Source organism: Stenotrophomonas acidaminiphila, assembly GCF_001431595.1.
Classification (GTDB): Bacteria; Pseudomonadota; Gammaproteobacteria; order Xanthomonadales; family Xanthomonadaceae; genus Stenotrophomonas; species Stenotrophomonas acidaminiphila.
The window spans coordinates 211,514-232,098 of the sequence record NZ_LDJO01000026.1 but is presented as its reverse complement, the minus strand read 5'-3'; the positions used below and the strand labels follow the sequence as shown (position 1 = coordinate 232,098).

The window sequence follows — 20,585 nt, the reverse complement described above, 5'->3', positions numbered from 1 at the left end:
GAAGTCATTTCTCCGTGGACGTGTGCGCCCGCAGCATCGGCAGCCTGCCTACCACCCGCCAGGAGCCGTCGATGACCGCGCCACGCCCCATGCCGACCCTGCCGAGCCGCCGGCTGCCGCCGCTGTGCCTGGCCGTGCTGGCGTGTGCGACGGCGCTGCCGGCGCAGGCGCAGCAACCGGACGTGGAACAGCTGCGGCAGCGCCTGGAGCGGCTGGAGCGGCTGGCCGGCGTGGCGGACGCAACACCGGCCCAAGGCGGCGGGCTGGCCGATCTGGACCAGCGCCTGCGCATCCTCGAGCGTCGCCTGGAACTGCAGGAAGACGAACGCGTGGCCGCCGCAAGGCTCGCGCCCAGGATCGCGATCGACCAGAAAGGCGCTTCGTTCAAGTCCGGCGACGGCGACTACGAGCTGAAGCTGCGCGGCCTGCTGCAGGGCGATGCCCGCGTGTTCATCGGCGACGGCAGCGCGAATGACGGCTTTCTGCTGCGCACCGCCCGGCCGACGCTGGAGGGCTCGCTGGGCAAGCGGGTCGCCTATCGCTTCACCCCGGAGTTCGCCGGCGACGGCGCGACCATCGTCGATGCCTATGCCGACCTGCGCTTCGCCCCGGGCCATGCGCTGCGGGTGGGCAAGTTCACCTCGCCGGTCGGCCTGGAACGCCTGCAGTCGTCCGCGGCGCTGGTGGATGTCGAGCGGGCGCTGGCCAGCGAGCTGGCGCCCAACCGTGACCTCGGCGTACAGCTGCAGGGCGAGGCGGCCAGTGGCCGCTTCAGCTACGCGGTGGGCGTGTTCAACGGCACGGTCGATGGCCGCGATGCGGTGGCCGGCAACCCGGACGGCGATTTCGAGTACGCCGGCCGCGTGTTCCTGGAGCCGTTCAAGGGCAGCGACGGCGCGTGGGCAGGGCTGGGCATCGGCCTGGGGGCCAGCGCCGGCCGGAAGCAGGGCAGCGGCAACAACTTCCTGCCGCGCTACCGCTCGCCCGGGCAGGCGACGTTCTTCAGTTACCGCGGCCCGGTGCTGGCTGCGGGCGACACCCTGCGCTGGTCGCCGCAGGGGTGGTTCTACCGCAACGGCTTCGGCTTGCAGGCCGAGTACATCGTCTCGCGCCAGGCGGTGGCCCGCGACGCACGCCGCCGGCAACTGCAGCACAGTGCCTGGCAGGCAACGGCCAGCTATGTACTGACGGGCGAGGACGCCGGCTACCGCGGGGTGACGCCGTCGCGCCCGTTCGGCGTCAATGGCGGGCTGGGCGCGTTTGAACTCACCGCGCGCTATGGCGGGCTGGATGTCGACGCTGCGGCATTCCCGTTCTACGCCGATCCCGACACCTCGGCCACGCGCATCCGCTCGTGGACGGTCGGCGCGAACTGGTACCTGACGCCGAACCTGAAGCTGGCCACCAACTACCTGCAGAGCCGCTTCGGTGCCTTTGCCGGCAGCACCAGGCTGGCGGATGAAAAGGCCGTTTTCTCGCGCCTGCAAGTTTCCTTCTGACGGAGAGCCTTCGTGAAGCACTTCTTCCTTCCGCGCATCGGCGTGGCCACGCTGGCCTTCGTGCTGGCCCTGGGCGCCGGCACGGCCTTCGCCCGCGACCTGCAGCTGCTCAATGTTTCCTACGACCCCACCCGCGAGCTGTACCGCGAATACAACGCCGCGTTCGCAAGGCACTGGAAGCAGACCCGGGGCGAGACCGTCAGCATCGAGACCTCGCATGGCGGTTCGGGCAAGCAGGCGCGCGCGGTGATCGATGGCATCGAGGCCGACGTGGTGACGCTGGCGCTGGCCTATGACGTTGACGCGATCGCGCAGAAGTCGCGGCTGCTGCCGGCCAACTGGGAGTCGCGCCTGCCCGACAACAGCGCGCCGTACACCTCGACCATCGTGTTCCTGGTGCGCAAGGGCAACCCCAAGGGGATCCGCGACTGGCCGGACCTGCTGCGCGCCGGCATCTCGGTGGTGACGCCCAATCCCAAGACGTCCGGCGGCGCACGCTGGAACTACCTGGCCGCCTGGGCCTACGCCGAGCACATCTTCAAGGGCGACCGCGCGCGCATCCTCAACTACATGCGCGCGCTGTTCCGCAACGTGCCGGTGCTGGATACCGGTGCGCGCGGCGCCACCACCACCTTCGTCCAGCGCGGCATCGGCGACGTGCTGCTGGCCTGGGAGAACGAGGCGTTCCTGGCGCAGGAAGAGCTGGGCCCGGACAAGTTCGAGATCGTGGTGCCGCGCCAGTCGATCCTGGCCGAGCCGTCGGTGGCGCTGGTGGACCGCAATGTCGACCGGCATGGCACCCGCGAAGTGGCGCAGGCCTACCTGCAGTACCTGTACTCGCCCGAAGGACAGCGCATCGCCGCCCGCCACTACTATCGCCCGCGCAATCCGCAGTACGCCGACCCGGCCGACATCGCGCGGTTCCCGCCGGTGCAGCTCGTCACCCTCCGCCAGGCGTTCGGCTCCTGGGAAAAGGCACAGGCCGAGCACTTCGCCGACGGTGGCCTGTTCGACCAGATCCAGGCGGGCAAGTAAGCGGTGGCCGCGAACGCTGCCGCACTGCCGCCGCTGCGGCGCCATCCGCGGGTCCTGCCCGGGTTTGGCCTGGGCATGGGCGTGACCCTGTTCTGGCTGGGCCTGATCGTGCTGATCCCGCTGGCCGGCGTGTTCCTGCGCGCGGCCGGGTTGGGCGTGGAAGGCATCTGGCGGATATGGAGCGAACCGCGCGTTCTGGCGGCGCTGCGCCTGAGCTTCGGCACCGCCTTCGCCGCGGCCGCGTTCAACACGCTGATGGGCACGTGGGTGGCGTGGGTGTTCGTGCGCTACCGCTTCCCGGGCCGGCGCCTGTTCGATGCATTGATCGACCTGCCATTCGCGCTGCCCACCGCGGTGGCCGGCATCGCCCTCACCGCGCTGTATGGCGGCCAGGGCTGGGTCGGGCGCTGGCTGGAGCCGCTCGGCCTGAAGGTCGCCTACACGCCGCTGGGCATCGTGGTCGCGCTGGTGTTCGTCGGCCTGCCGTTCGTGGTGCGCATCGTGCAGCCGGTGCTGGCCGAAGCCGAGCGCGAACTCGAGGAGGCGGCGGCGACGCTGGGCGCCAGCCGTTTCCAGGCCATCGCACGGGTGGTCGTGCCGGCGCTGTGGCCGGCGATGCTGACCGGCTTCGCGCTGGCGTTCGCGCGCGGCGTGGGCGAGTACGGCTCGGTGATCTTCATCGCCGGCAACCTGCCTGGCGCGACCGAGATCGCGCCGCTGCTGATCACCATCCGCCTGGAGGAGTTCGACTACGCCGGTGCCACCGCCATCGCCGCGGCGATGCTGCTGCTGTCCTTCGCGGTACTGTTGCTGGTCAACACGCTGCAGGCCCGCCTGCAGCGCAGGGAGCGGCGATGAACGGGATGGTGTCGGAACTGCCGGTGCCGGCCGTGCGCGCTGCCGGTACCAGGACGCGGCGTGGCGTCACCACCGAACCGGGCTGGGTGCAGGCGTTGCTGGTGCTCGGTGCACTGGGGTTCCTGCTGTCGTTCCTGCTGTTGCCGCTGCTGCTGGTGTTCGCCGAGGCGCTGCGCGGCGGCGTGCAGGCGCTGTGGAGCGCGGTGAGCGATGCGGACGCGCTGTCGGCCGTGCGCCTGACCCTGCTGGTCACCGCCATCGTGATTCCGCTCAACCTGGTGTTCGGCGTTGCCGCGGCCTGGGTGGTGAGCAAGCACCGGTTCCCCGGCAAGCGCTGGCTGGTGACGCTGATCGACCTGCCGTTCTCGGTGTCGCCGGTGGTCGCCGGGCTGGTGTTCATCCTGTTGTTCGGCCGCGATGGCTGGCTGTGGCCGTTGATCGAGGACGGCGTGCGCCTGCACCTGCCGGTGGCGGGCGAGGTGCTGCTGCAGTTGCCGCGCATCGTGTTCGCGATCCCGGGCATCGTGCTGGCGACCACCTTCGTCACCTTCCCGTTCATCGCCCGCGAACTGATGCCGCTGATGGAGCAGCAGGGCAGCGACGAGGAACTGGCCGCGCTCACCCTGGGCGCCAATGCCTGGCAGATGTTCTGGAAGGTGACGCTGCCCAACATCCGCTGGGGGCTGCTGTATGGCGTGTTGCTGTGCAGTGCGCGGGCGATGGGCGAGTTCGGCGCGGTGTCGGTGGTGTCCGGGCATATCCGCGGGCGCACCAACACGCTGCCGCTGCACGTGGAGATCCTCTACAACGAATACGCCTACAGCGCCGCCTTCGCCTGCGCGTCGCTGCTGGCCGGCACCGCGCTGCTGACCCTGGTGCTGAAGACTTTCCTGGAATGGCGCCACGGCCAATCGCTGGCCGCCGCGCATCGGCCGAGGTGACATGAACATCCGCATCCAACAACTGGGCAAGCGCTTCGGCGCGTTTCCCGCGCTCGACGGCGTCAGCCTGGACATCCGCAGCGGCGAACTGCTGGCGCTGCTCGGGCCTTCCGGCTCGGGCAAGACCACCCTGCTGCGCGCGCTGGCCGGGCTGGAACATCCCGAACAGGGCCGGATCCTGTTCGACGGCGAGGACGCCACCGGCCTGAGCGTGCAGGCGCGTCGCGCCGGCTTCGTATTCCAGCACTATGCGCTGTTCCGGCACATGGACGTGCGCGCCAACATCGCCTTCGGCCTGGAGGTGCGGCGCGGCGAGCGGCGCTGGCCGAGGGCGCGCATCGCCGCGCGCGTCGAGGAGCTGCTGGCGCTGGTGCAGCTCGACGGCCTGGGCGGGCGCTATCCGACGCAGCTGTCCGGCGGCCAGCGCCAGCGCGTGGCGCTGGCCCGCGCGCTGGCCATCGAACCGCGCGTGCTGCTGCTGGACGAGCCGTTCGGGGCGCTGGATGCGCAGGTGCGCCGCGACCTGCGCCGCTGGCTGCGCGAACTGCACGACCGCACCGGCCTGACCACGGTGTTCGTCACCCACGACCAGGAAGAAGCGCTGGAGCTGGCGGACCGCGTGGCGATCCTCAACCGTGGCCGCATCGAGCAGGTCGGCAGCCCGGGCGAGGTCTACGACCGGCCGGTGTCGCCCTTCGTCTACGGCTTCGTCGGCGAGGCCAACCGCCTGCCGGCGCGGACCGATGGCGAGGTGCTGGAGGTGGCGGGCGCCCGCTGGCCGCGGCCGGAGGGCCTGCCGGACCAGGTCCCGCTGGACGTCTATGTGCGCCCGGAAGACATGCGCGTGGACGATGCCGGCGACTGGACGGGGACCGTCCTGGCGGTGCAGCGCAGCGGGGCCAGGGCGCGGTTGCGGGCGCGGCTGCGCGGGGCCGCGGTGGACGTGGAGGTCGAACTGCCGCCGGACGCGCCGGCCTACGTCGCCGGGCAGGTCGTTGCGCTGGCGGCGCGGCGCCATGGGGTGTTCGCCGCCGCTGCCACGGGCTAGGGCGCAGCAGGGAGCCGGGTCGGACGGCGACGCCACGAAGTGCTGGCGCGCCGGATCATTTTGGTTAAAAATTCGTGAACCGCGCGCCGCGGCGGCGCCCACCCCCACCTCCCGGAGACCTGCATGATTCCCTGCAAGCGCCTTGCAGCCGTTGCCTGTGCTGCCCTGCTGTCCATTCCCTTCGCTGCCTGCGCCGAAGACGCGGCGCCCCTGAGCTGGGAAGTCGGCGCGGTTTCCGACTATCTGTTCCGCGGCGCCTCGCAGACCGACGAGAAGCCGACGGTGCAGGGCACCGTCACCTGGACCACGGCAAGCGGCCTGTATGTCGGCAGCTTCGCCTCGGGCGTGGACTTCGGCGAAGGCAGCCCCGACGTCGAGGTGGACTATTTCGTCGGCTACGGCTTCGACGTCAACGAAGCGGTCAACGTCGACCTGATGCTCAACCGCTACACCTACCCGGGTGCCAGCGAGATGGCCTACAACGAGCTGGTCACCACCACCACCATCGCCGAACACTGGAAGGTCAACGTCAGCTACACCAACGACGTGTGGGGCAGCAGCACCACCGGCTGGTACTACGGCGTCGGCGGCGAGTGGGCCCTGCCGAACGACTTCAGCTTCAACGCCAACGTCGGCCGCAGCGTGTTCAACGACAGCGACGTGGCCCAGGACTACACCGACTGGAGCGTGGGCGTGGGCCGCAGCTTCGGCATCGCCAACGTCTCGCTGGGCTACTACGGCACCGACGGCAAGGGCCGCGACAACTTCGGCAAGCTGGCCGACAACCGCGTGGTGCTGGCGGTCAAGATCGCGCGCTGAGTGCCGCTCACGATGCCGGAATGATGAAGGCGCCGCAGGGCGCCTTCATCATTTCGGGATGCTGCGTCTCATTGCGCCGGTGCTTCACGCTGTGCGTTCACCCAGGCCGACCAGTTCCTGTCCAGTTCCTTGACGTTGGCACCCAACTGGTGGCGCAGACCATTTGCCGTAAGCCAGGCATCGAAACCCATCCCGTCGGCCAGGGCCTGGCTGATCTCACCCAGCAGGTCCTGTCGGCCGCTGCATTCGATGAGGAAATCGGCCATCGCCAGGCTCTGCAGATAGAAGCCCGCCTGGGCCTTGGCGCCATCGCCGGAGACAACCGCCGCCACGGTGCCGTTGGCGGCCTGGCCTCCGCTCCGTGCGGCAAGCCGGGCACGTTGTTCCGCGGTGGCGAAAGGATGCGGGCGGGATAGGAACACACTGGGCGGGCTGACCTGCTCCGGCGTTTCGTGCAGCCACTGGCGGAACTGGGCACGACGGCCGGCCAGCATTGTTTCGGGCTCCATCAGGATGGCGCTGGCTTCGTCCAGCCAGTCGGGCGCGGGCGTCGCATAGTGGCCGTCGTCCGGACTGTGCCGTGGCCAGAACACGGCCCGGTACACGGAGTGACCCAGTTCATGGCGCAGAATGTCGCCGCTGCTCTGGCGGGCACGCTGCACGATCGCGCCGACCTGTTCGTCGGACAGATGGGGCATGCTCCTGCGCAGGCTTTCTTCGATCATCGCCGCCTTGGCTTCGGCCGGAATCCAGACACGCAGGTAGGGCAATGCATGTTGCGAAGCGAAGACCTCCTGCCGCTCCATCGGGAAGCGCGCGCTCAGTACGGTGGCGCCGGCGGGAGCAGCGCGCCCCAGGTAACGCTGGAAGGCGGCGGCCGTGGCGGCGCCCTCGTCGGCGGCCTCCCTGGCCGCCTGTGCGGAGTCCGCGTAAAACCAGCCGTGCGGAGTGGCCTCGCAGACGAGGGAAGGGAGCGAGGGAACCGGCGGGCACGCGCCGGAAGCATCCGGTGCCGGAGAAACGAGCAGGGCGGCCAACAGGAACAGCGTGTCCATATGCGATAGCTCCATGTGCGGGAACGGTCGTGTGACCGCACCCTGGCGCCGAAGTTCACGACGTTTCTGCTCCGGCGCATCGCCTGTCGCCGCATGAAAAAGGCGCCTTGCGGCGCCTTTCCCATGCGGACACCGGGCGGGCCCGGCAGCCGGGCCTCAGTTCCAGCTCAGCACGACCTTGCCGGCCTTGCCCTGTTCCATCAGCTCGAAGCCTTCCTGGAAACGCTCCACCGGCAGCTGGTGGGTGAGCACCTTGCCCAGCGGGAAGCCGGACAGCACCAGCTGCGTCATCTTGTACCAGGTCTCGTACATCTTGCGGCCGTAGATGCCCTGCACGGTCAGGCCCTTGAAGATGATCTTGTCCCAGTCGCAGCCGGCGCCCTTGGGCATGATGCCGAGCATGGCGATCTTGCCGCCGTGGTACATGCAGTCGAGCATGTCGTTGAACGCGCGCGGGTTGCCGCTCATCTCCAGGCCCACGTCGAAGCCTTCCATGTGCAGGTCGGCCATCACGTCCTTCAGCGACTGGTTGGCGACGTTGACCACGCGGGTGGCGCCCATGTCGGCGGCCAGTTTCAGGCGGAAGTCGTTGACGTCGGTGACCACCACGTTGCGCGCGCCGATGTGCTTGCAGATGCCGGCGGCGATGATGCCGATCGGGCCGGCGCCGGTGATCAGCACGTCCTCGCCGATCACGTCGAACTCCAGCGCGCAGTGGGCGGCGTTGCCGTAGGGGTCGAAGAACGCGGCCAGTTCGGACGGGATCTGGTCCGGGATCGGCCACAGGTTGCTGGCCGGCATCACCATGTACTCGGCGAATGCGCCATTGACGTTGACCCCGATGCCCACGGTATTGGGGCACAGGTGCGGGCGCCCGCCGCGGCAGTTGCGGCAGTGGCCGCAGACGATGTGGCCTTCGGCCGACACGCGCTGGCCGATTTCGTAGCCGGTCACGCCGGGGCCGATCGAGGCGATGCGGCCGACGAACTCGTGGCCGATGGTCAGGCCCGGCTTGATGGTGCGCTGGCTCCACTCGTCCCACAGGTAGATGTGCAGGTCGGTACCGCAGATGGCGGTCTTCTCGAGCTTGATCAGCACTTCGTTGGGGCCGGGCACCGGCACCGGCACCTCTTCCATCCAGATGCCCTTGGTGGCCTCGCGCTTGACCAGCGCGCGCATCGTGTTCTGTGTCATTGCCGGGAAACCGCAGTGGGAAAGAGTGCCGATTATATGCGTGCGGGTGTGGCCCCCCGTACCGGGAAGCGGCGCTACGGCGACGGTTTCACCCGCTACAATCGGGGTTTCCAATCTTCGGGGTCCGCTTCATGCGTCTGAATCTTCTCGCTTTTTCCGTGGTGGCCGGGCTCGGCCTGGTGCAGGCGGCCAGCGCCGCCGAAGGCATGTGGGTGCCGCAGCAGCTGCCGCAGATCGCCGGGCCACTGATGAAGGCCGGGTTGAAGCTGGACCCGCTGCAGCTGAGCAACCTGACCGGCGACCCGATGGGTGCGGTGGTGGCGCTGGGCGGCTGCACCGCCAGCTTCGTCTCGCCGCAGGGCCTGGTGGCGACCAACCACCACTGCGCCTACGGCGCCATCCAGCTCAACTCCACCGCCGAGAAGAACCTGATCAAGGACGGCTTCAGCGCGGCTGCCTTCAAGGATGAGCTGAGTGCCGGCCCCAACGCGCGCATCTACGTGCTGGACGACATCACCGACGTCACCGCCCAGGCCAGGGCCGTCATCGCCGGCGCCGGCAACGACCCGCTCAAGCGCACCGAGGCGCTGGAGGCGCTGGAGAAGAAGCTGGTGGCCGACTGCGAGGCCGACGACAGCTACAGCTGCACGCTGTACAGCTTCTCCGGCGGCAACACCTACCGGCTGTTCAAGAACCTGGAGATCAAGGACGTGCGCCTGGCGTACGCGCCCCCGGGCAGCGTCGGCAAGTTCGGCGGCGACGTCGACAACTGGATGTGGCCGCGCCACACCGGCGATTTCTCGTTCTACCGCGCCTATGTGGGCAAGGACGGCAAGCCGGCCGCGTTCTCGGCCGACAACGTGCCGTACCAGCCCAAGCACTGGCTCAAGCTGGCCGAGCAGCCGCTGGGCGAGGGCGATTTCGTGATGGTGGCCGGCTACCCGGGCCGTACCGACCGCTACGCGCTGGTCAGCGAGTTCGAGAACACCGCCAACTGGACCTACCCGACCATTGCCAAGGCCTACAAGGACCAGATCGCGCTGGTCGAGGCCGCCAGCAAGGACAACAAGGACATCGCGGTGAAGTACGCCGCCAGCATGGCCGGCTGGAACAACACCAGCAAGAACTACGACGGCCAGCTGGACGGCTTCAAGCGCAACAACGTGCTGGCGCACAAGCAGAAGGAAGAAGCCGCGGTGCTGGAATGGCTGCGCGGGCAGGGTGCCGCCGGCAAGCCGGCGCTCGATGCCTACGCGCAGCTGCAGGCGCTCGGCACCCAGGCGCGCAGCACCCAGCAGCGTGACATCACCCTGGGCATGTTCAACCGCACCGGCACCCTGGGCACCGCGGTGCGCCTGTACCGCCTGGCGATCGAGAAGGCCAAGCCCGATGCGCAGCGCGAGGACGGTTACCAGGAACGCGACCTGCCGGCCATCGAGGGCGGCCTGAAGCAGATGGACCGCCGCTACGTGCCGGCCATGGACCGGCAGTTCCAGCAGTACTGGCTGCAGCGCTACGTGGCCCTGCCCGCCGGCCAGCGCGTGCCGGCCTTCGACCGCTGGCTGGGCGGCACCGACGCGGCGGCCGTGGACGCCGCGCTGGCGCGGCTGGACGGCTCGCGCCTGGGCGACCTGGCCGAGCGCATGAAGTGGTTCAGCGCCGACAAGGCCGCGTTCGAGGCCAGCACCGACCCGGCCATCCAGTACGCGGTGGCGGTGATGCCGGCGCTGCTGCAGATCGAGCACCAGAACAAGGTCAAGCGCGGCGAGGAACTGGTGGCGCGTCCGCTGTTCCTGCAGGCCATCGCCGACTACAAGAAGAGCAAGGGCGAGTTCGTCTATCCGGATGCCAACCTGTCCCTGCGCATCACCTTCGGCAACGTGAAGGGCTACACCGGCCTGGACGGCAAGGTGCAGCAGCCGTTCACCACCATCGAAGGCGTCGCCGCCAAGGAAACCGGCGTCGATCCGTTCGATTCGCCGAAGGCGCTGCTCGATGCGGTCAAGGCCAAGCGCTACGGCGGCCTGGAAGACAAGCGCCTGGGCAGCGTGCCGGTGGACTTCCTGTCCGACCTGGACATCACCGGCGGCAACTCCGGCTCGCCGGTGCTGGACGCGCATGGCCGCCTGGTCGGCCTGGCGTTCGATGGCATCTGGGAATCGGTGGCCAGCAACTGGGTGTTCGACCCGGTGATGACCCGCATGATCTCGGTGGACCAGCGCTACATGCGCTGGATCATGCAGGAAGTGGCGCCGGCACCGCAGCTGCTGAAGGAACTGGAAGCGGCCTCGAAGTAAGCCGCGCCCGGTTTCGCTGAAAGCCCCGGACGGGAAACCGTCCGGGGTTTTTTCATGGTCCCCGCGGCTGGCGGCGCGCCCATGCGGCGATGCCGGGGGAGCGCAGGGTTGTTGCCGGTGGCGCCGGCCGCGGCCGTGCGCATGATCCGCACCGCGCGCTGCGGCCGACCCACCCGGACGCTCCGGCCGCCGCGGTGGTCCCCGCGCGTGCACGGCGCTCGCTGCGCAGGCAGGGTGCGGTGCAGTGGCGCCGGGACGCGGTTGTCTCAGCGGTACGGACCCGGCCCGCGCCAGACCAGTTCGCCGCGCCGGTACACGTACATCACCGTGACAACCTGGCGCGCATCGCCGATGGACTGCAGTTCGGGCGCGTCGGGAGGCAGCAGGCGGCACTTGCTGGAGCCGCGCCTGAGCGCGACTTCGGCCGGGCAGACCATCAGGTAGGTAGTCCCGGGCAGCGGAATGGACAGCTCCTTCACGCCCTGCTCCATCCAGCTGCGCAGCCGGGCTTCGCCCAGCAGGTCGTAGACGATCTGGTAACCGCCCACTTCCATGGCCGGCTCGCCGGCGGCCATGTCGTTGCGGTAGCCGTTGCGGTTGACCGGCCCGGAACTGCGTCCGTCGTCGGGGGCGGTGTCGCGCGGCTGCCAGCCCGGCGGGCGCCCGGTCCAGGTCTGCGGCCGGCGCTGCACGCTTTCCGGCGGCTGGGTGGCCGCGGCCTGCGTCGGCTCGGGGGCGGGCGGCTCCTCGCTGCGGGCCTGGCGTTGTTCCGGTTCGGCCGGGGGTTCGATGTAGCGGGCTTCCGGCACCGGCTTGCGGGCGTCGGCCTGGCGGCGGGCGGTGGGCCTGGCGGGCTTCTTGTGCGCGTCCTCCTGCTTCGGTCCCGGCGGCTGGCGGGCAGGGGTCGGGGAGGGCGGCGCCTCGCCGACGAAATCCACCTTGACCCGGCCGCCGCCGGCGGTACCCTGCGGCGTGGTCACCACCGGTGGCGCGGAATGCAGCAGGAGCAGCAGCACCAGCAGGTGCAGCAGCGCGCTGACCAAAGCGGCCGCCCACGGTTGCAGGCGTTCGGTCCAGCGCGGGGGAGCGGACGGCGGGGAAAGCGAAGCGCTGCTCATGCCACCTTGCGGGCGTTGGAGCTGCTGGCCCTCATGTGGGAGTCACACCGTGCAGCGGATCGGGGCCGTCATGGTAACGCCTGTCGCCGGCCGGCAACGTGCCGGCCGGCGTCTGCCCGGGCCGCGGCCGTGCGCTCGCCGGGGATTCGTAACGCGGGCAACCGACGCCTGCGGCACGGCGGCGACAGGCTATGATGCCTGCCCCTCGCCACGGACTCCCAACTGCATGCGCATCCTGCTTGCCCGCCACGGCGAAACGCCGTGGAACGCCGAAGGCCGCTACCAGGGCCAGATCGACATCCCGCTGTCGCCGGTAGGCGAAGCACAGGCCAGGGCACTGGGCGAGCGCCTGCAGTCGATCGAGATCGCCCGCGCGGTGGCGTCGCCGCTTTCGCGCGCGCAGAGCACCGCGCGTGCCGCGCTGGGCAGTGCCCGCGCCTCGATGCTGCAGACCGATGCGGACCTGCAGGAAATCGCCCACGGCGAATGGGAAGGCCTGCTGGCCAGCGAGATCAACGACAAGGATCCCGCGCGCCTGCGCGCCTGGCGCGAGGAACCCGATACGGTGCTGATGCCCGGCGGCGAATCGCTGCGCCAGGTGCTGGACCGCAGCTGGCGTGGGCTGGCGCGCGCGGCCGAGGGTCTGGGCGCGGACGACACCCTGCTGGTGGTCGCGCACGACGCGGTCAACCGCGTGATCCTGTGCAAGGTGCTGGGCCTGCCGATCGGCAAGCTGTGGACCTTCCGCCAGGCGCCGACCACGCTGAACCTGCTCGAAGGGCCGGACGTGGAGCACCTGGAAGTGGTGCGCCTGAACGATTGCGCGCACCACACCCCGTTCTTCGGCGAGGCCAAGCACCGGGCGTTGTAATGGCGCGCCTGCGGCTACCGCCGCGCTGGCTGCCTGCGGCCCTGCTGGCGCTGTGGTCGTTGCCGGCACTGGCGCAGCCCGCCGGGGGCTGCCCGCCGTTTTCAGCGGCGGCCAACCGCGCGCCGCACTACCCGCCGGCGGAACTTTGGCGCCTGCTCGGCTATGTGATCAACGTGATCATCGACACCGATGCCTGCGGACGGGTAGAGGCCGCACGGGTCGAGCAGGGCTCCGGCGTGGCGGTACTGGACGCGGCGGCGCTGGCGGCGGCCCGTGCCTGGACCGTGCCGCCGGAATACCGGGGCCAGCCGCGCTACCGCCTGCCGTTCGCGTTCGAACCGCTGCCCGAGGAGATCCCGGCGCAGGCCGGCCAGCGCCTGCGCGACCCGTTCTTCGACGAGCGCCGCAGCGGACACGTGCCGATGCCGGTGCTGGATGCCGACGGCACGCTGCCGGGCTACATCCCCGATCCGTACCCGATCGGCTTCCTGTCGATTCCCGAGGCGGTCGCCACGATCGGTCCGCTGGCGCTGTTCCGCCGCTATGGCGCGCAGGCGGATTTCTGGCTGCACGACGAAGAAGGCCTGAGCCTGTTCCAGCTCGAGGGCCCGATGATGGTGCGCAACCGGCGGGTCAGCGATGGCCGCCACCGGTTCGTGGTCACCAGCGTGCTGTGTGGCAACGACCTGGATGCCTGCCGCCAGTCGCTGGCCACGCTGCGCGCCAGCCGTGGCAGGCAGCGACCACAGGTGGTCGCAGTGGCCACGCCCTAGGCGCGGCGTCCGGGCGCGGGGCGGCACGGCTGTATCATGTGCGCCCCATCCGCGCCGCCGCGCCGTGCGCCGGCGCGTGCCACCGAGAATCCCGCATGTCCTCCGCACGTCCCGCCACGCTCGAACAGTGGCTCGCCCATATCGACCGACAGCACCCGCAGCCCATCGCCATGGGCCTGGAGCGGGTGCGCGAGGTGGCCGCGCGCATGGGCCTGGAGCGTCCGGCGCAGCGCTGCATCGTGGTCGGCGGCACCAACGGCAAGGGCTCGACGGTGGCCTTCATCGAGGCCATCGCCCGTGCCGCCGGCTGGGCGGTGGGCGCCTATACCTCGCCGCACCTGCTGGCCTACAACGAGCGCGTGCGCATCGACGGCACCGACGTCGACGACGCCACCCTGGTGGCGGGCTTCAACGCCGTGGAGGATGCGCGTGGCGACACCGCGCTGACCTACTTCGAATACGGCACGCTGTGTGCGTTGTGGGCGTTCGCGCGCGCCGGCCTGGACCTGGCGGTGCTGGAAGTGGGGCTGGGCGGGCGCCTGGACGCGGTCAACATCGTCGATGCCGACGTGGCGGTGATCACCACCGTGGACATCGACCATGCCGATTGGCTGGGCAGCGACCGCGAGGCCATCGGCACCGAGAAGGCAGGCATCATCCGCGGCTGGAAACCGCTGATCCTGGGCGAGATCGACCCGCCGTCCAGCGTGCTGCGCCGCGCCTACGTGCTGGGCGCCAACGCGATCCGCTTCGGCAGCGATTTCTTCGCCGAGCCGATCGACGCCGAGACCTGGCGCTGGCGTGACGTCTCCTTCCGCATCGAGTTGCCGCAGCCGGCGCTGTGGGCGCCGGTGCAGCGGGCGAACGCGGCCGCCGCCATCGCCGCGCTGCGCGCGCTGGACCGTCCGCTGCCGCGTACGGCCTGGGCGCGCGGCGTGGCCGCGGCGCAGGTCGCCGGGCGCCTGCAGCGGTTCGATCGCGACGGCGTGGAAGTGCTGGTCGATGTCGGCCACAACCCGCAGGCCGCCGCCGCCCTCGGCGCCGCGCTGCAGGCACGTCCGGCCAGCGGACGTACGCTGGCGGTGTATGCGGCCCTGGCCGACAAGGACGCGGCCGGCGTGGTCGCGGCCCTGCAGGCGCGCATCGACCGCTGGTACCTGGCCGGGCTCGACGGCGCGCGCGGCCAGAACGCCGGGCAGCTGCGCGAGCGGCTGGCCGGTACCGCCGCTGCCGGCGCCGTGACCTGCGCGGACGTCGGCCAGGCGCTGGCCGCGGCACTGGAGCAGGCACGCCGCGGCGACCGGGTGCTGGTGTTCGGCTCGTTCCACACGGTGGCCGAGGCATTGCCGCTGCTGCAGGATCCGGCAGCAGCGCCCGCGCGCTGACCTGCGCCGAGCACCGTTCAGCTGGCGCGGCCGTGGCCGGCGGCGGCCGCGCATATAATCGCCGGACATTCCGCCCTGCCGCCCAGACGCCTTGCCGTGGATACTCCCCTGAAACAGCGATTGATTGGCGCCATCGTGCTGGTGGCCCTGGCCGTGATCTTCCTGCCCATGCTGGTCAAAGGCCCGGCGCCGGACAGTGGCGTGCAGGACGTCCCGCTGCGCGCGCCCGACGCGCCTGCCGACGGCCAGTTCGAAACCCGCGAACTGCCGCTGGTCGCGCCCAGCGCGCCGGCCTCCGGCAGCGCCACCGGCATGCCGGCCGTGCAGCCCGTGGCCGACGCCGCCTCGCCGGCGGCGGATGCCGGCAGCGGTGCGCTGCCGCCGAGCGCGGCGGCCGGCAACTACGCGGTGAACTTCGGCGCCTACGCCACCGAAGCCGATGCCGATGCGGTGATCACCCACCTGAAGAAATCCAACCTGCCGGGCTTCCGCCAGCAGGACACCATCAACGGGCGTCCGGCCTGGCGCGTGCGCATCGGTCCGTATGCCGACCGCGCGCAGGCCGAGCTGGTCCGGCTGGAGGCCGGCAAGGTCCGCGGCGACGTGAACGCGCAGGTGGTGGTGCTCGACGCCGACAAGGAGCCCGCGGCGCAGGCCGCCGCCCCGGCCACCCCGGCTACGCCCCCGGCTGCGGCCGCGGCCGCCCCGGCGGTGCGCACCGAAGCACTGCCCGCCGAGCCCGCCCGGCCTGTGGCTGCGGCCCGCCAGGACGTCCGCGACGCGTCCAAGCCGGCCGCACAGAAGCCGGAGCCCGCCAAGCCTGCCGCGTCCAAGCCTGCACCGGCCGCGGTCGCCCCCGCGCCGGCGGCCAGCAGCGTCGGCTTCGCCGTGCAGCTGGGGGCGTTCGGCAAGCCGGCCGACGCCAATGCGCTGCGCGACAAGGTGCGTGCGGCCGGCTTCAGCGCCTTCGTCGAACAGGTGCGCACCGACAACGGCGTGCTCAACCGCGTCCGTGTCGGCCCGGTGGCCAATCGCGCCGAGGCCGAGCAGCTCAAGGCACAGGTCGCGGCCAAGGTCGGCATCGCCGGCATGGTCCGGCCGCACCCCTGATGCGGCAAGCAGCCTGATGCGCGGGCGGTCCAACCGGTGATCGACCTGCTGCTGCTGGGGGTGATCGTGGTATCGGCCCTGTTCGGGCTGATGCGCGGCCTGCTGGCCACCGTGTTCGGCGTGCTCGGCTGGCTGCTGGCCGGCTGGGCCGCGTTCCGCTTCGGCCATGACGCCAGCGTGATGCTCAGTGGCGGTGCGACGCCGACCCTGGGCCAATATGCCGCCGGCCACGCCATTGCCTTCTTCGGCGTACTGCTGGTCGTTTCGGCCATCGGCCTGCTGCTGCGCGGGGTGGTCGATTCCACGGTGCTGCTGAAGGGACCGGACCGCCTGTTCGGTTTCGGCCTGGGCATCGTGCGCGGCGTGCTGCTGGCGGTGCTGGCAGTGCTGGTGCTGGGCTTCACTCCGGTGGCCGACGGTGAGCCGTGGCGGCGTTCTCAGGTGGCGTCGTGGCTGCGCCCGCCGGCCGACTGGCTGCGCGCGCGGCTGCCGCAACTGCCGGCCGTGCCGGAGCACCCGCTGCTGGACTTGGGCAAGGCGGTGCTGGCAGGCGATAATGCCGGACTCAGCGAACATGAAGCGGGCAGCGGACTGCCGCAAGCGATGCCGGAACGGGCGGAAGACGCCCGGCCGGCCGCGACCGGAGGCAGCCGCCAGGACCCGGCGAAGGCGTGGCCTTCCAATATCGATCCGGCGCAGGTGCGCCCGGATCACCCCGGTCCGGCGCGGACCGGGCCATCGGGCCAGGCACGGCCCCCTTCACGTTAACCGGGCCACGGCCCAGCGGAGATCGCGCAACATGTGTGGCATCGTCGGAATCGTCGGCAACCAGAACGTCGCCGGGCAGCTCTATGACGGCCTGACCGTCCTCCAGCACCGCGGCCAGGATGCCGCCGGCATCGCCACCGCGCACGGCACCCGGTTGCGGGTGGAAAAGGGCAACGGGCTGGTGCGCGACGTGTTCGACGAGCGGCGCATGGCACTGCTGCGGGGCCGCATCGGCATCGCCCACGTGCGCTACCCGACCGCCGGCTCGGAAGGCACCGACGAGGCGCAGCCGTTCTACGTCAACTCGCCGTACGGCATCGCCCTGGCGCACAACGGCAACCTGATCAACACCGAGGCGCTGCGCCAGCAGGTGTTCGAGGCCGACCGCCGCAACATCAACACCGACTCGGACAGCGAAGTGCTGCTGAACGTGTTCGCCTACGAACTGGACGCGCAGCGCATGCTCACCCCGGAGGCGGCGATCCGCGCCGTGGCCGGCGTGCACCGCCGCTGCAAGGGCGGCTATGCGGTGGTCAGCGTGGTGCTGGGCCTGGGCCTGGTGGCCTTCCGCGACCCGCACGGCATCCGCCCGCTGGTGCTGGGCAAGCGCAGCCATGCCGAAGGCGAGGAGTACATCGTGGCCTCCGAATCGGTGGCGCTGGACGTGCTCGGGTTCGAGCGCGTGCGCGATGTCGCCCCGGGCGAGGCGGTGGTCATCACCGAGCGCGGCGAACTGTTCGCCGAGGTCTGCGCCACCACCACCCAGCAGACGCCCTGCATCTTCGAATACGTGTACTTCGCACGCCCGGATTCGATGATCGACAACGTCTCGGTGCACAAGGCGCGCATGCGCATGGGCCAGAAGCTGGGCGAGAAGATCCTGCGCCTGCGGCCCGACCACGACATCGACACCATCATCCCGATCCCGGACACCTCGCGCGACGCGGCGCTGGAAATTTCCAACGTGCTCGGCGTGAAGTACCGCGAAGGCTTCGTCAAGAACCGCTACGTCGGCCGCACCTTCATCATGCCGGGGCAGGGCGAGCGGGTGAAGTCGGTGCGCCGCAAGCTCAACCCGATCCACCTGGAGTTCCGCAACCGCGTGGTGCTGCTGGTGGACGACTCTATCGTGCGCGGCACCACCAGCCAGCAGATCGTGCAGATGGCGCGCGACGCCGGCGCGCGCAAGGTGTACCTGGCCAGCGCCGCGCCGCCGGTGCGCCACCCCAACATCTACGGCATCGACATGCCGGCCGCCGAGGAACTGGTGGCGCACGAGCGCAGCGTCGAGGACATCGAGAAGCACCTGGGCTGCGACTGGCTGGTCTACCAGGACCTCGAGGACCTGGAGGCGGCGGTGCGCGAGGGCAATCCGGAGCTGAAGGCGTTCGATTCGTCCTGCTTCAACGGCCACTACGTCACCGGCATCGAGCCGGGTTACTTCGAGCGCATCCAGCAGCTGCGCTCGGACGAAGCCAAGAACAAGCGCCGCGCCTGAGCCATGCAGGCGGGGGCCGCGCAAGCCGGCGGCATGCCGGCGGTGGATGACCTGCTGCACGCCGCGCAGCTGTGCCTGGCCGAGGCCGATCCGCTGCGCAAGGTGGCGCTGACCCGGCACTGCGCCAGCGTGTTCCGCGCCGGCACGCTGAAGCTGCCGGCGCACGCACCCGAGCCGGCGCCGATCCGCATGCCCGGCCGCCCCGCGCGCCTGGTGCTGGTGCACCCGCGCGACCTGCCGCGGCGTGGCCTTGGCAGCGCGGAAGGCCGTGCCGCCTTCATCCACGCCATCGCCCATATCGAACTGAACGCCATCGACCTGGCATGGGATGCGGTCTACCGCTTCCGCGGCCTGCCGGGCAGTTTCCATGCCGACTGGGTGAGCTGCGCCGACGACGAGGCGCGCCACTTCCTGCTGCTGCGCGAGCGGCTGTTGGCGCACGGCCACGACTACGCGGACTTCCCCGCGCACAACGGCCTGTGGGAAATGTGCGAAAGAACCGCGCATGACGGGCTGGCGCGCATGGCGCTGGTGCCGCGCGTACTGGAAGCGCGCGGGCTGGACGTGACCCCAGCGATGATCACCCGGCTGCGCTCGCTCGGCGACGACGCCACCGCCGACGTGCTGGAAGTGATCCTGCGCGAGGAAGTGGCGCATGTCGCCGCCGGCTCGCGCTGGTACCGCTGGTACTGCGAGCGTGCCGGAGTGGAACCGCGCGCGCGGTTCAAGCAGCTGCTGCACGAATACGCCGGCGGTTACCTGCACGGGCCGTTCAATCTCGAAGCGCGCCTGCTGGCCGGTTTCGACGCCGACGAGCTCGCGGACCTGGTCGAGCAGGCGGGATGACGCAACCGCGTGGCCGGCTTCCGCGGCCGCGCGGATCGCATTGCGTTTACCTGGCGCATGCGACGATGCCGGTTCCCTGTCGTACCCCCATGGAGCCGCGCATGCCTGTCTTCCGCCCCCTGTCGCTGGCGTTGCCGATGACCCTGTTGCTGGCCTGCAGCCCCGCCGTCCCCGACGCCGGTGCGCCCGCGCACGAAGCGACCGCCACGCGGGGAGACACGGACCCGGCAGCGTTCCCGGCCAGCCTGCAGGCCGCGGGCGTCGAGCCGTTCTGGAGCGTGAAGGTGGAGGGCGAGGCGTTGGCCTACACCACGCCGGAAACGATGGACGCGCCGCGCCGGCTGCAGGCCACGCGCGGCATCGATGCCGATGGCCTGCACCTGGCGGGCGAGGACGGCGGCCTGCCGTTCCGCCTGGACGTGCGCCGCGCGCCCTGTTCGGACGGCATGTCCGACATCACCTATCCCTTCAGCGTGTCGTGGCGGCTGGGGGAAACGACCGCCAAAGGGTGCGCGTTCGATCCAGCGTCGCCGCCGTCGCCCCGGTAGACGGGCTGCCGGGACGACGCAGGCTCGATGGAGAATCGAAGCCGGCCGCATCGTCAGCGGGCACCTCGACGATGACGCGGGCCCGCAGCGACGGCGCCGGCTGCCAGCAGCCGCCAGCGCCGTTGCAGCGCCCGCTCAGCTGCCGCCGCTGACCAGCTTGAACCGCGTATCGGTGACGGTCCGCCTGGATGGCTCGGCCCGCGTCGCCGCCACGCATTCCATGGTGGTACGGGCGGCTTCATTCCGGGACGTGGGTCGGGTACTGAAGTCGACCGGGACCCGGACCACCGTGCTTATCGGCTGGCCATCCACTTCTTCGGGCGTGTAGCGCAACTGGTTTACCCACTGGCGCAACGTCGGTTCGAAATAGCCGAGTCGCTTCAGCGGGGTGTCGCCCTGCGGATCGACGGACACCCATTGGGTGGTGCCGTCGGGCAGTACTTTGTAGGTCACCAGCCATGTGCCCTGGACGTCCGCGCGGATCGCGTCGACGGGATAGCGGGGTGGAGGCACCAGGCCGGCGGGATCCTGGTTGTTGACCGGGCCGCCATAGACGTAGCCCACCGCCAGATTCAACTCGCCCGATGCGCCCGCGGCGGCACAGGCGTCGAGCATCAGGTGGGTGACGCCGCTCTTTGCTTCGCCATTGAGGATGACGGGCTCGAAGCGCCACTCCCTGACCCTTGCGCCGATGGCTTCGCGGATCGCGGCGGGAAGCCGGTCCGGGGTTTCAACCTTCTGCGGAACGCCCTGCGTGTCCAGCCACACCGTCGCGGTGGTCTTGAACGGAACCGGCTGTTCGGCATTGCCGGCGTGCGCAGTTTCCATTCCTGCCGCGGCAACCGCCGCCATCATCGTGCATGCCCACACTGCCGCGCGTGCCATCCTCACTCTCCTGATCAGATTGGTCCGTCGATGGTAG

19 protein-coding genes are annotated in these 20,585 nt (G+C 70.5%); 15 read left to right on the top strand and 4 right to left on the bottom strand.

The genetic code is table 11. From position 1 onward, the window contains the following. The first annotated feature begins 71 nt into the window (after window positions 1-71). From ABB33_RS09365 to ABB33_RS09340, 6 genes are all read left to right on the top strand, one after another. The gene (locus ABB33_RS09365; protein ID WP_232522543.1) at window positions 72-1,499 is read left to right on the top strand and encodes an OprO/OprP family phosphate-selective porin; all 1,428 of its coding nucleotides are present in this window, start codon (window positions 72-74) and stop codon (window positions 1,497-1,499) included. Window positions 1,500-1,511: 12 nt separating this feature from the next. Further along, window positions 1,512-2,534 (top strand): sulfate ABC transporter substrate-binding protein, encoded by a 1,023-nt coding sequence (locus tag ABB33_RS09360; protein ID WP_082595053.1) that lies wholly within the window; start codon window positions 1,512-1,514, stop codon window positions 2,532-2,534. A gap of 3 nt (window positions 2,535-2,537) precedes the next feature. After that, window positions 2,538-3,392: a sulfate ABC transporter permease subunit CysT gene (gene cysT, locus ABB33_RS09355; RefSeq protein ID WP_275452950.1), complete on the top strand. Its 855-nt coding sequence runs from the start codon at window positions 2,538-2,540 to the stop codon at window positions 3,390-3,392. Next, a complete protein-coding gene (cysW, locus tag ABB33_RS09350; protein ID WP_056931928.1) occupies window positions 3,389-4,333 on the top strand; it encodes a sulfate ABC transporter permease subunit CysW in 945 nt (314 codons plus the stop codon). The genes cysT and cysW overlap by 4 nt, the downstream gene beginning before the upstream one ends. A 1-nt stretch (window position 4,334) precedes the next feature. Then, window positions 4,335-5,381 (top strand): sulfate/molybdate ABC transporter ATP-binding protein, encoded by a 1,047-nt coding sequence (locus ABB33_RS09345; RefSeq protein ID WP_054663438.1) that lies wholly within the window; start codon window positions 4,335-4,337, stop codon window positions 5,379-5,381. A 123-nt stretch (window positions 5,382-5,504) separates the two neighbouring features. Further along, on the top strand, window positions 5,505-6,200 hold the full coding sequence (locus ABB33_RS09340; protein ID WP_056931927.1) for a TorF family putative porin: 696 nt from the start codon (window positions 5,505-5,507) through the stop codon (window positions 6,198-6,200). A 68-nt stretch (window positions 6,201-6,268) separates the two neighbouring features. Here ABB33_RS09340 and ABB33_RS09335 read toward each other — a convergent pair whose 3' ends face one another. Next, the gene (locus tag ABB33_RS09335) at window positions 6,269-7,255 is read right to left on the bottom strand and encodes a hypothetical protein (protein WP_056931926.1); all 987 of its coding nucleotides are present in this window, start codon (window positions 7,253-7,255) and stop codon (window positions 6,269-6,271) included. Window positions 7,256-7,411: 156 nt separating this feature from the next. Then, a complete protein-coding gene (gene tdh / locus ABB33_RS09330; RefSeq protein ID WP_152985033.1) occupies window positions 7,412-8,434 on the bottom strand; it encodes an L-threonine 3-dehydrogenase in 1,023 nt (340 codons plus the stop codon). A gap of 146 nt (window positions 8,435-8,580) precedes the next feature. Between tdh and ABB33_RS09325 the strand changes: the two genes are divergently transcribed. Then, on the top strand, window positions 8,581-10,746 hold the full coding sequence (locus ABB33_RS09325) for a S46 family peptidase (protein WP_056931925.1): 2,166 nt from the start codon (window positions 8,581-8,583) through the stop codon (window positions 10,744-10,746). 266 nt (window positions 10,747-11,012) lie between these two features. Here ABB33_RS09325 and ABB33_RS09320 read toward each other — a convergent pair whose 3' ends face one another. After that, window positions 11,013-11,864 (bottom strand): hypothetical protein, encoded by an 852-nt coding sequence (locus ABB33_RS09320; RefSeq protein WP_056931924.1) that lies wholly within the window; start codon window positions 11,862-11,864, stop codon window positions 11,013-11,015. Window positions 11,865-12,090: 226 nt separating this feature from the next. Here ABB33_RS09320 and ABB33_RS09315 point away from each other — a divergent pair, with 226 nt between their 5' ends. From ABB33_RS09315 to ABB33_RS09280, 8 genes are all read left to right on the top strand, one after another. Continuing rightward, window positions 12,091-12,735 carry a histidine phosphatase family protein gene (locus tag ABB33_RS09315; RefSeq protein ID WP_054663450.1) on the top strand — a complete coding sequence of 215 codons (645 nt, stop codon included), beginning with the start codon at window positions 12,091-12,093 and terminating at the stop codon, window positions 12,733-12,735. Beyond that, complete coding sequence (locus ABB33_RS09310) at window positions 12,735-13,508, top strand: TonB family protein (protein WP_056931923.1); 774 nt, start codon at window positions 12,735-12,737, stop codon at window positions 13,506-13,508. The genes ABB33_RS09315 and ABB33_RS09310 overlap by 1 nt, the downstream gene beginning before the upstream one ends. Window positions 13,509-13,603: 95 nt before the next feature. After that, entirely contained in the window at window positions 13,604-14,893 is a 1,290-nt protein-coding gene (gene folC / locus ABB33_RS09305; protein WP_056931922.1) for a bifunctional tetrahydrofolate synthase/dihydrofolate synthase, read from the top strand. A gap of 96 nt (window positions 14,894-14,989) precedes the next feature. After that, complete coding sequence (locus tag ABB33_RS09300) at window positions 14,990-16,003, top strand: SPOR domain-containing protein (protein WP_054663455.1); 1,014 nt, start codon at window positions 14,990-14,992, stop codon at window positions 16,001-16,003. 36 nt (window positions 16,004-16,039) lie between these two features. Beyond that, entirely contained in the window at window positions 16,040-16,771 is a 732-nt protein-coding gene (locus ABB33_RS09295) for a CvpA family protein (protein ID WP_056931921.1), read from the top strand. Between the two features lie 31 nt (window positions 16,772-16,802). Next, on the top strand, window positions 16,803-18,269 hold the full coding sequence (purF, locus tag ABB33_RS09290; protein ID WP_054663460.1) for an amidophosphoribosyltransferase: 1,467 nt from the start codon (window positions 16,803-16,805) through the stop codon (window positions 18,267-18,269). A 33-nt stretch (window positions 18,270-18,302) separates the two neighbouring features. Continuing rightward, the gene (locus ABB33_RS09285; RefSeq protein ID WP_056931920.1) at window positions 18,303-19,115 is read left to right on the top strand and encodes a ferritin-like domain-containing protein; all 813 of its coding nucleotides are present in this window, start codon (window positions 18,303-18,305) and stop codon (window positions 19,113-19,115) included. A gap of 101 nt (window positions 19,116-19,216) precedes the next feature. Next, window positions 19,217-19,663 carry a COG3650 family protein gene (locus ABB33_RS09280; protein ID WP_152985026.1) on the top strand — a complete coding sequence of 149 codons (447 nt, stop codon included), beginning with the start codon at window positions 19,217-19,219 and terminating at the stop codon, window positions 19,661-19,663. Between the two features lie 135 nt (window positions 19,664-19,798). Here ABB33_RS09280 and ABB33_RS09275 read toward each other — a convergent pair whose 3' ends face one another. After that, window positions 19,799-20,548 (bottom strand): energy transducer TonB, encoded by a 750-nt coding sequence (locus tag ABB33_RS09275; RefSeq protein WP_161809416.1) that lies wholly within the window; start codon window positions 20,546-20,548, stop codon window positions 19,799-19,801. Window positions 20,549-20,585: the final 37 nt, after the last annotated feature.

Coding starts and splice junctions, on each gene's coding strand:
- ABB33_RS09365 (WP_232522543.1), top strand. CDS start 72: ATGACCGCGCCACGCCCCATGCCGACCCTGCCGAGCCGCCGGCTGCCG.
- cysW (WP_056931928.1), top strand. CDS start 3,389: ATGAACGGGATGGTGTCGGAACTGCCGGTGCCGGCCGTGCGCGCTGCC.
- ABB33_RS09345 (WP_054663438.1), top strand. CDS start 4,335: ATGAACATCCGCATCCAACAACTGGGCAAGCGCTTCGGCGCGTTTCCC.
- ABB33_RS09340 (WP_056931927.1), top strand. CDS start 5,505: ATGATTCCCTGCAAGCGCCTTGCAGCCGTTGCCTGTGCTGCCCTGCTG.
- ABB33_RS09335 (WP_056931926.1), bottom strand. CDS start 7,255: ATGGACACGCTGTTCCTGTTGGCCGCCCTGCTCGTTTCTCCGGCACCG.
- tdh (WP_152985033.1), bottom strand. CDS start 8,434: ATGCGCGCGCTGGTCAAGCGCGAGGCCACCAAGGGCATCTGGATGGAA.
- ABB33_RS09325 (WP_056931925.1), top strand. CDS start 8,581: ATGCGTCTGAATCTTCTCGCTTTTTCCGTGGTGGCCGGGCTCGGCCTG.
- ABB33_RS09320 (WP_056931924.1), bottom strand. CDS start 11,864: ATGAGCAGCGCTTCGCTTTCCCCGCCGTCCGCTCCCCCGCGCTGGACC.
- ABB33_RS09315 (WP_054663450.1), top strand. CDS start 12,091: ATGCGCATCCTGCTTGCCCGCCACGGCGAAACGCCGTGGAACGCCGAA.
- ABB33_RS09310 (WP_056931923.1), top strand. CDS start 12,735: ATGGCGCGCCTGCGGCTACCGCCGCGCTGGCTGCCTGCGGCCCTGCTG.
- folC (WP_056931922.1), top strand. CDS start 13,604: ATGTCCTCCGCACGTCCCGCCACGCTCGAACAGTGGCTCGCCCATATC.
- purF (WP_054663460.1), top strand. CDS start 16,803: ATGTGTGGCATCGTCGGAATCGTCGGCAACCAGAACGTCGCCGGGCAG.
- ABB33_RS09285 (WP_056931920.1), top strand. CDS start 18,303: ATGCCGGCGGTGGATGACCTGCTGCACGCCGCGCAGCTGTGCCTGGCC.
- ABB33_RS09280 (WP_152985026.1), top strand. CDS start 19,217: ATGCCTGTCTTCCGCCCCCTGTCGCTGGCGTTGCCGATGACCCTGTTG.
- ABB33_RS09275 (WP_161809416.1), bottom strand. CDS start 20,548: ATGGCACGCGCGGCAGTGTGGGCATGCACGATGATGGCGGCGGTTGCC.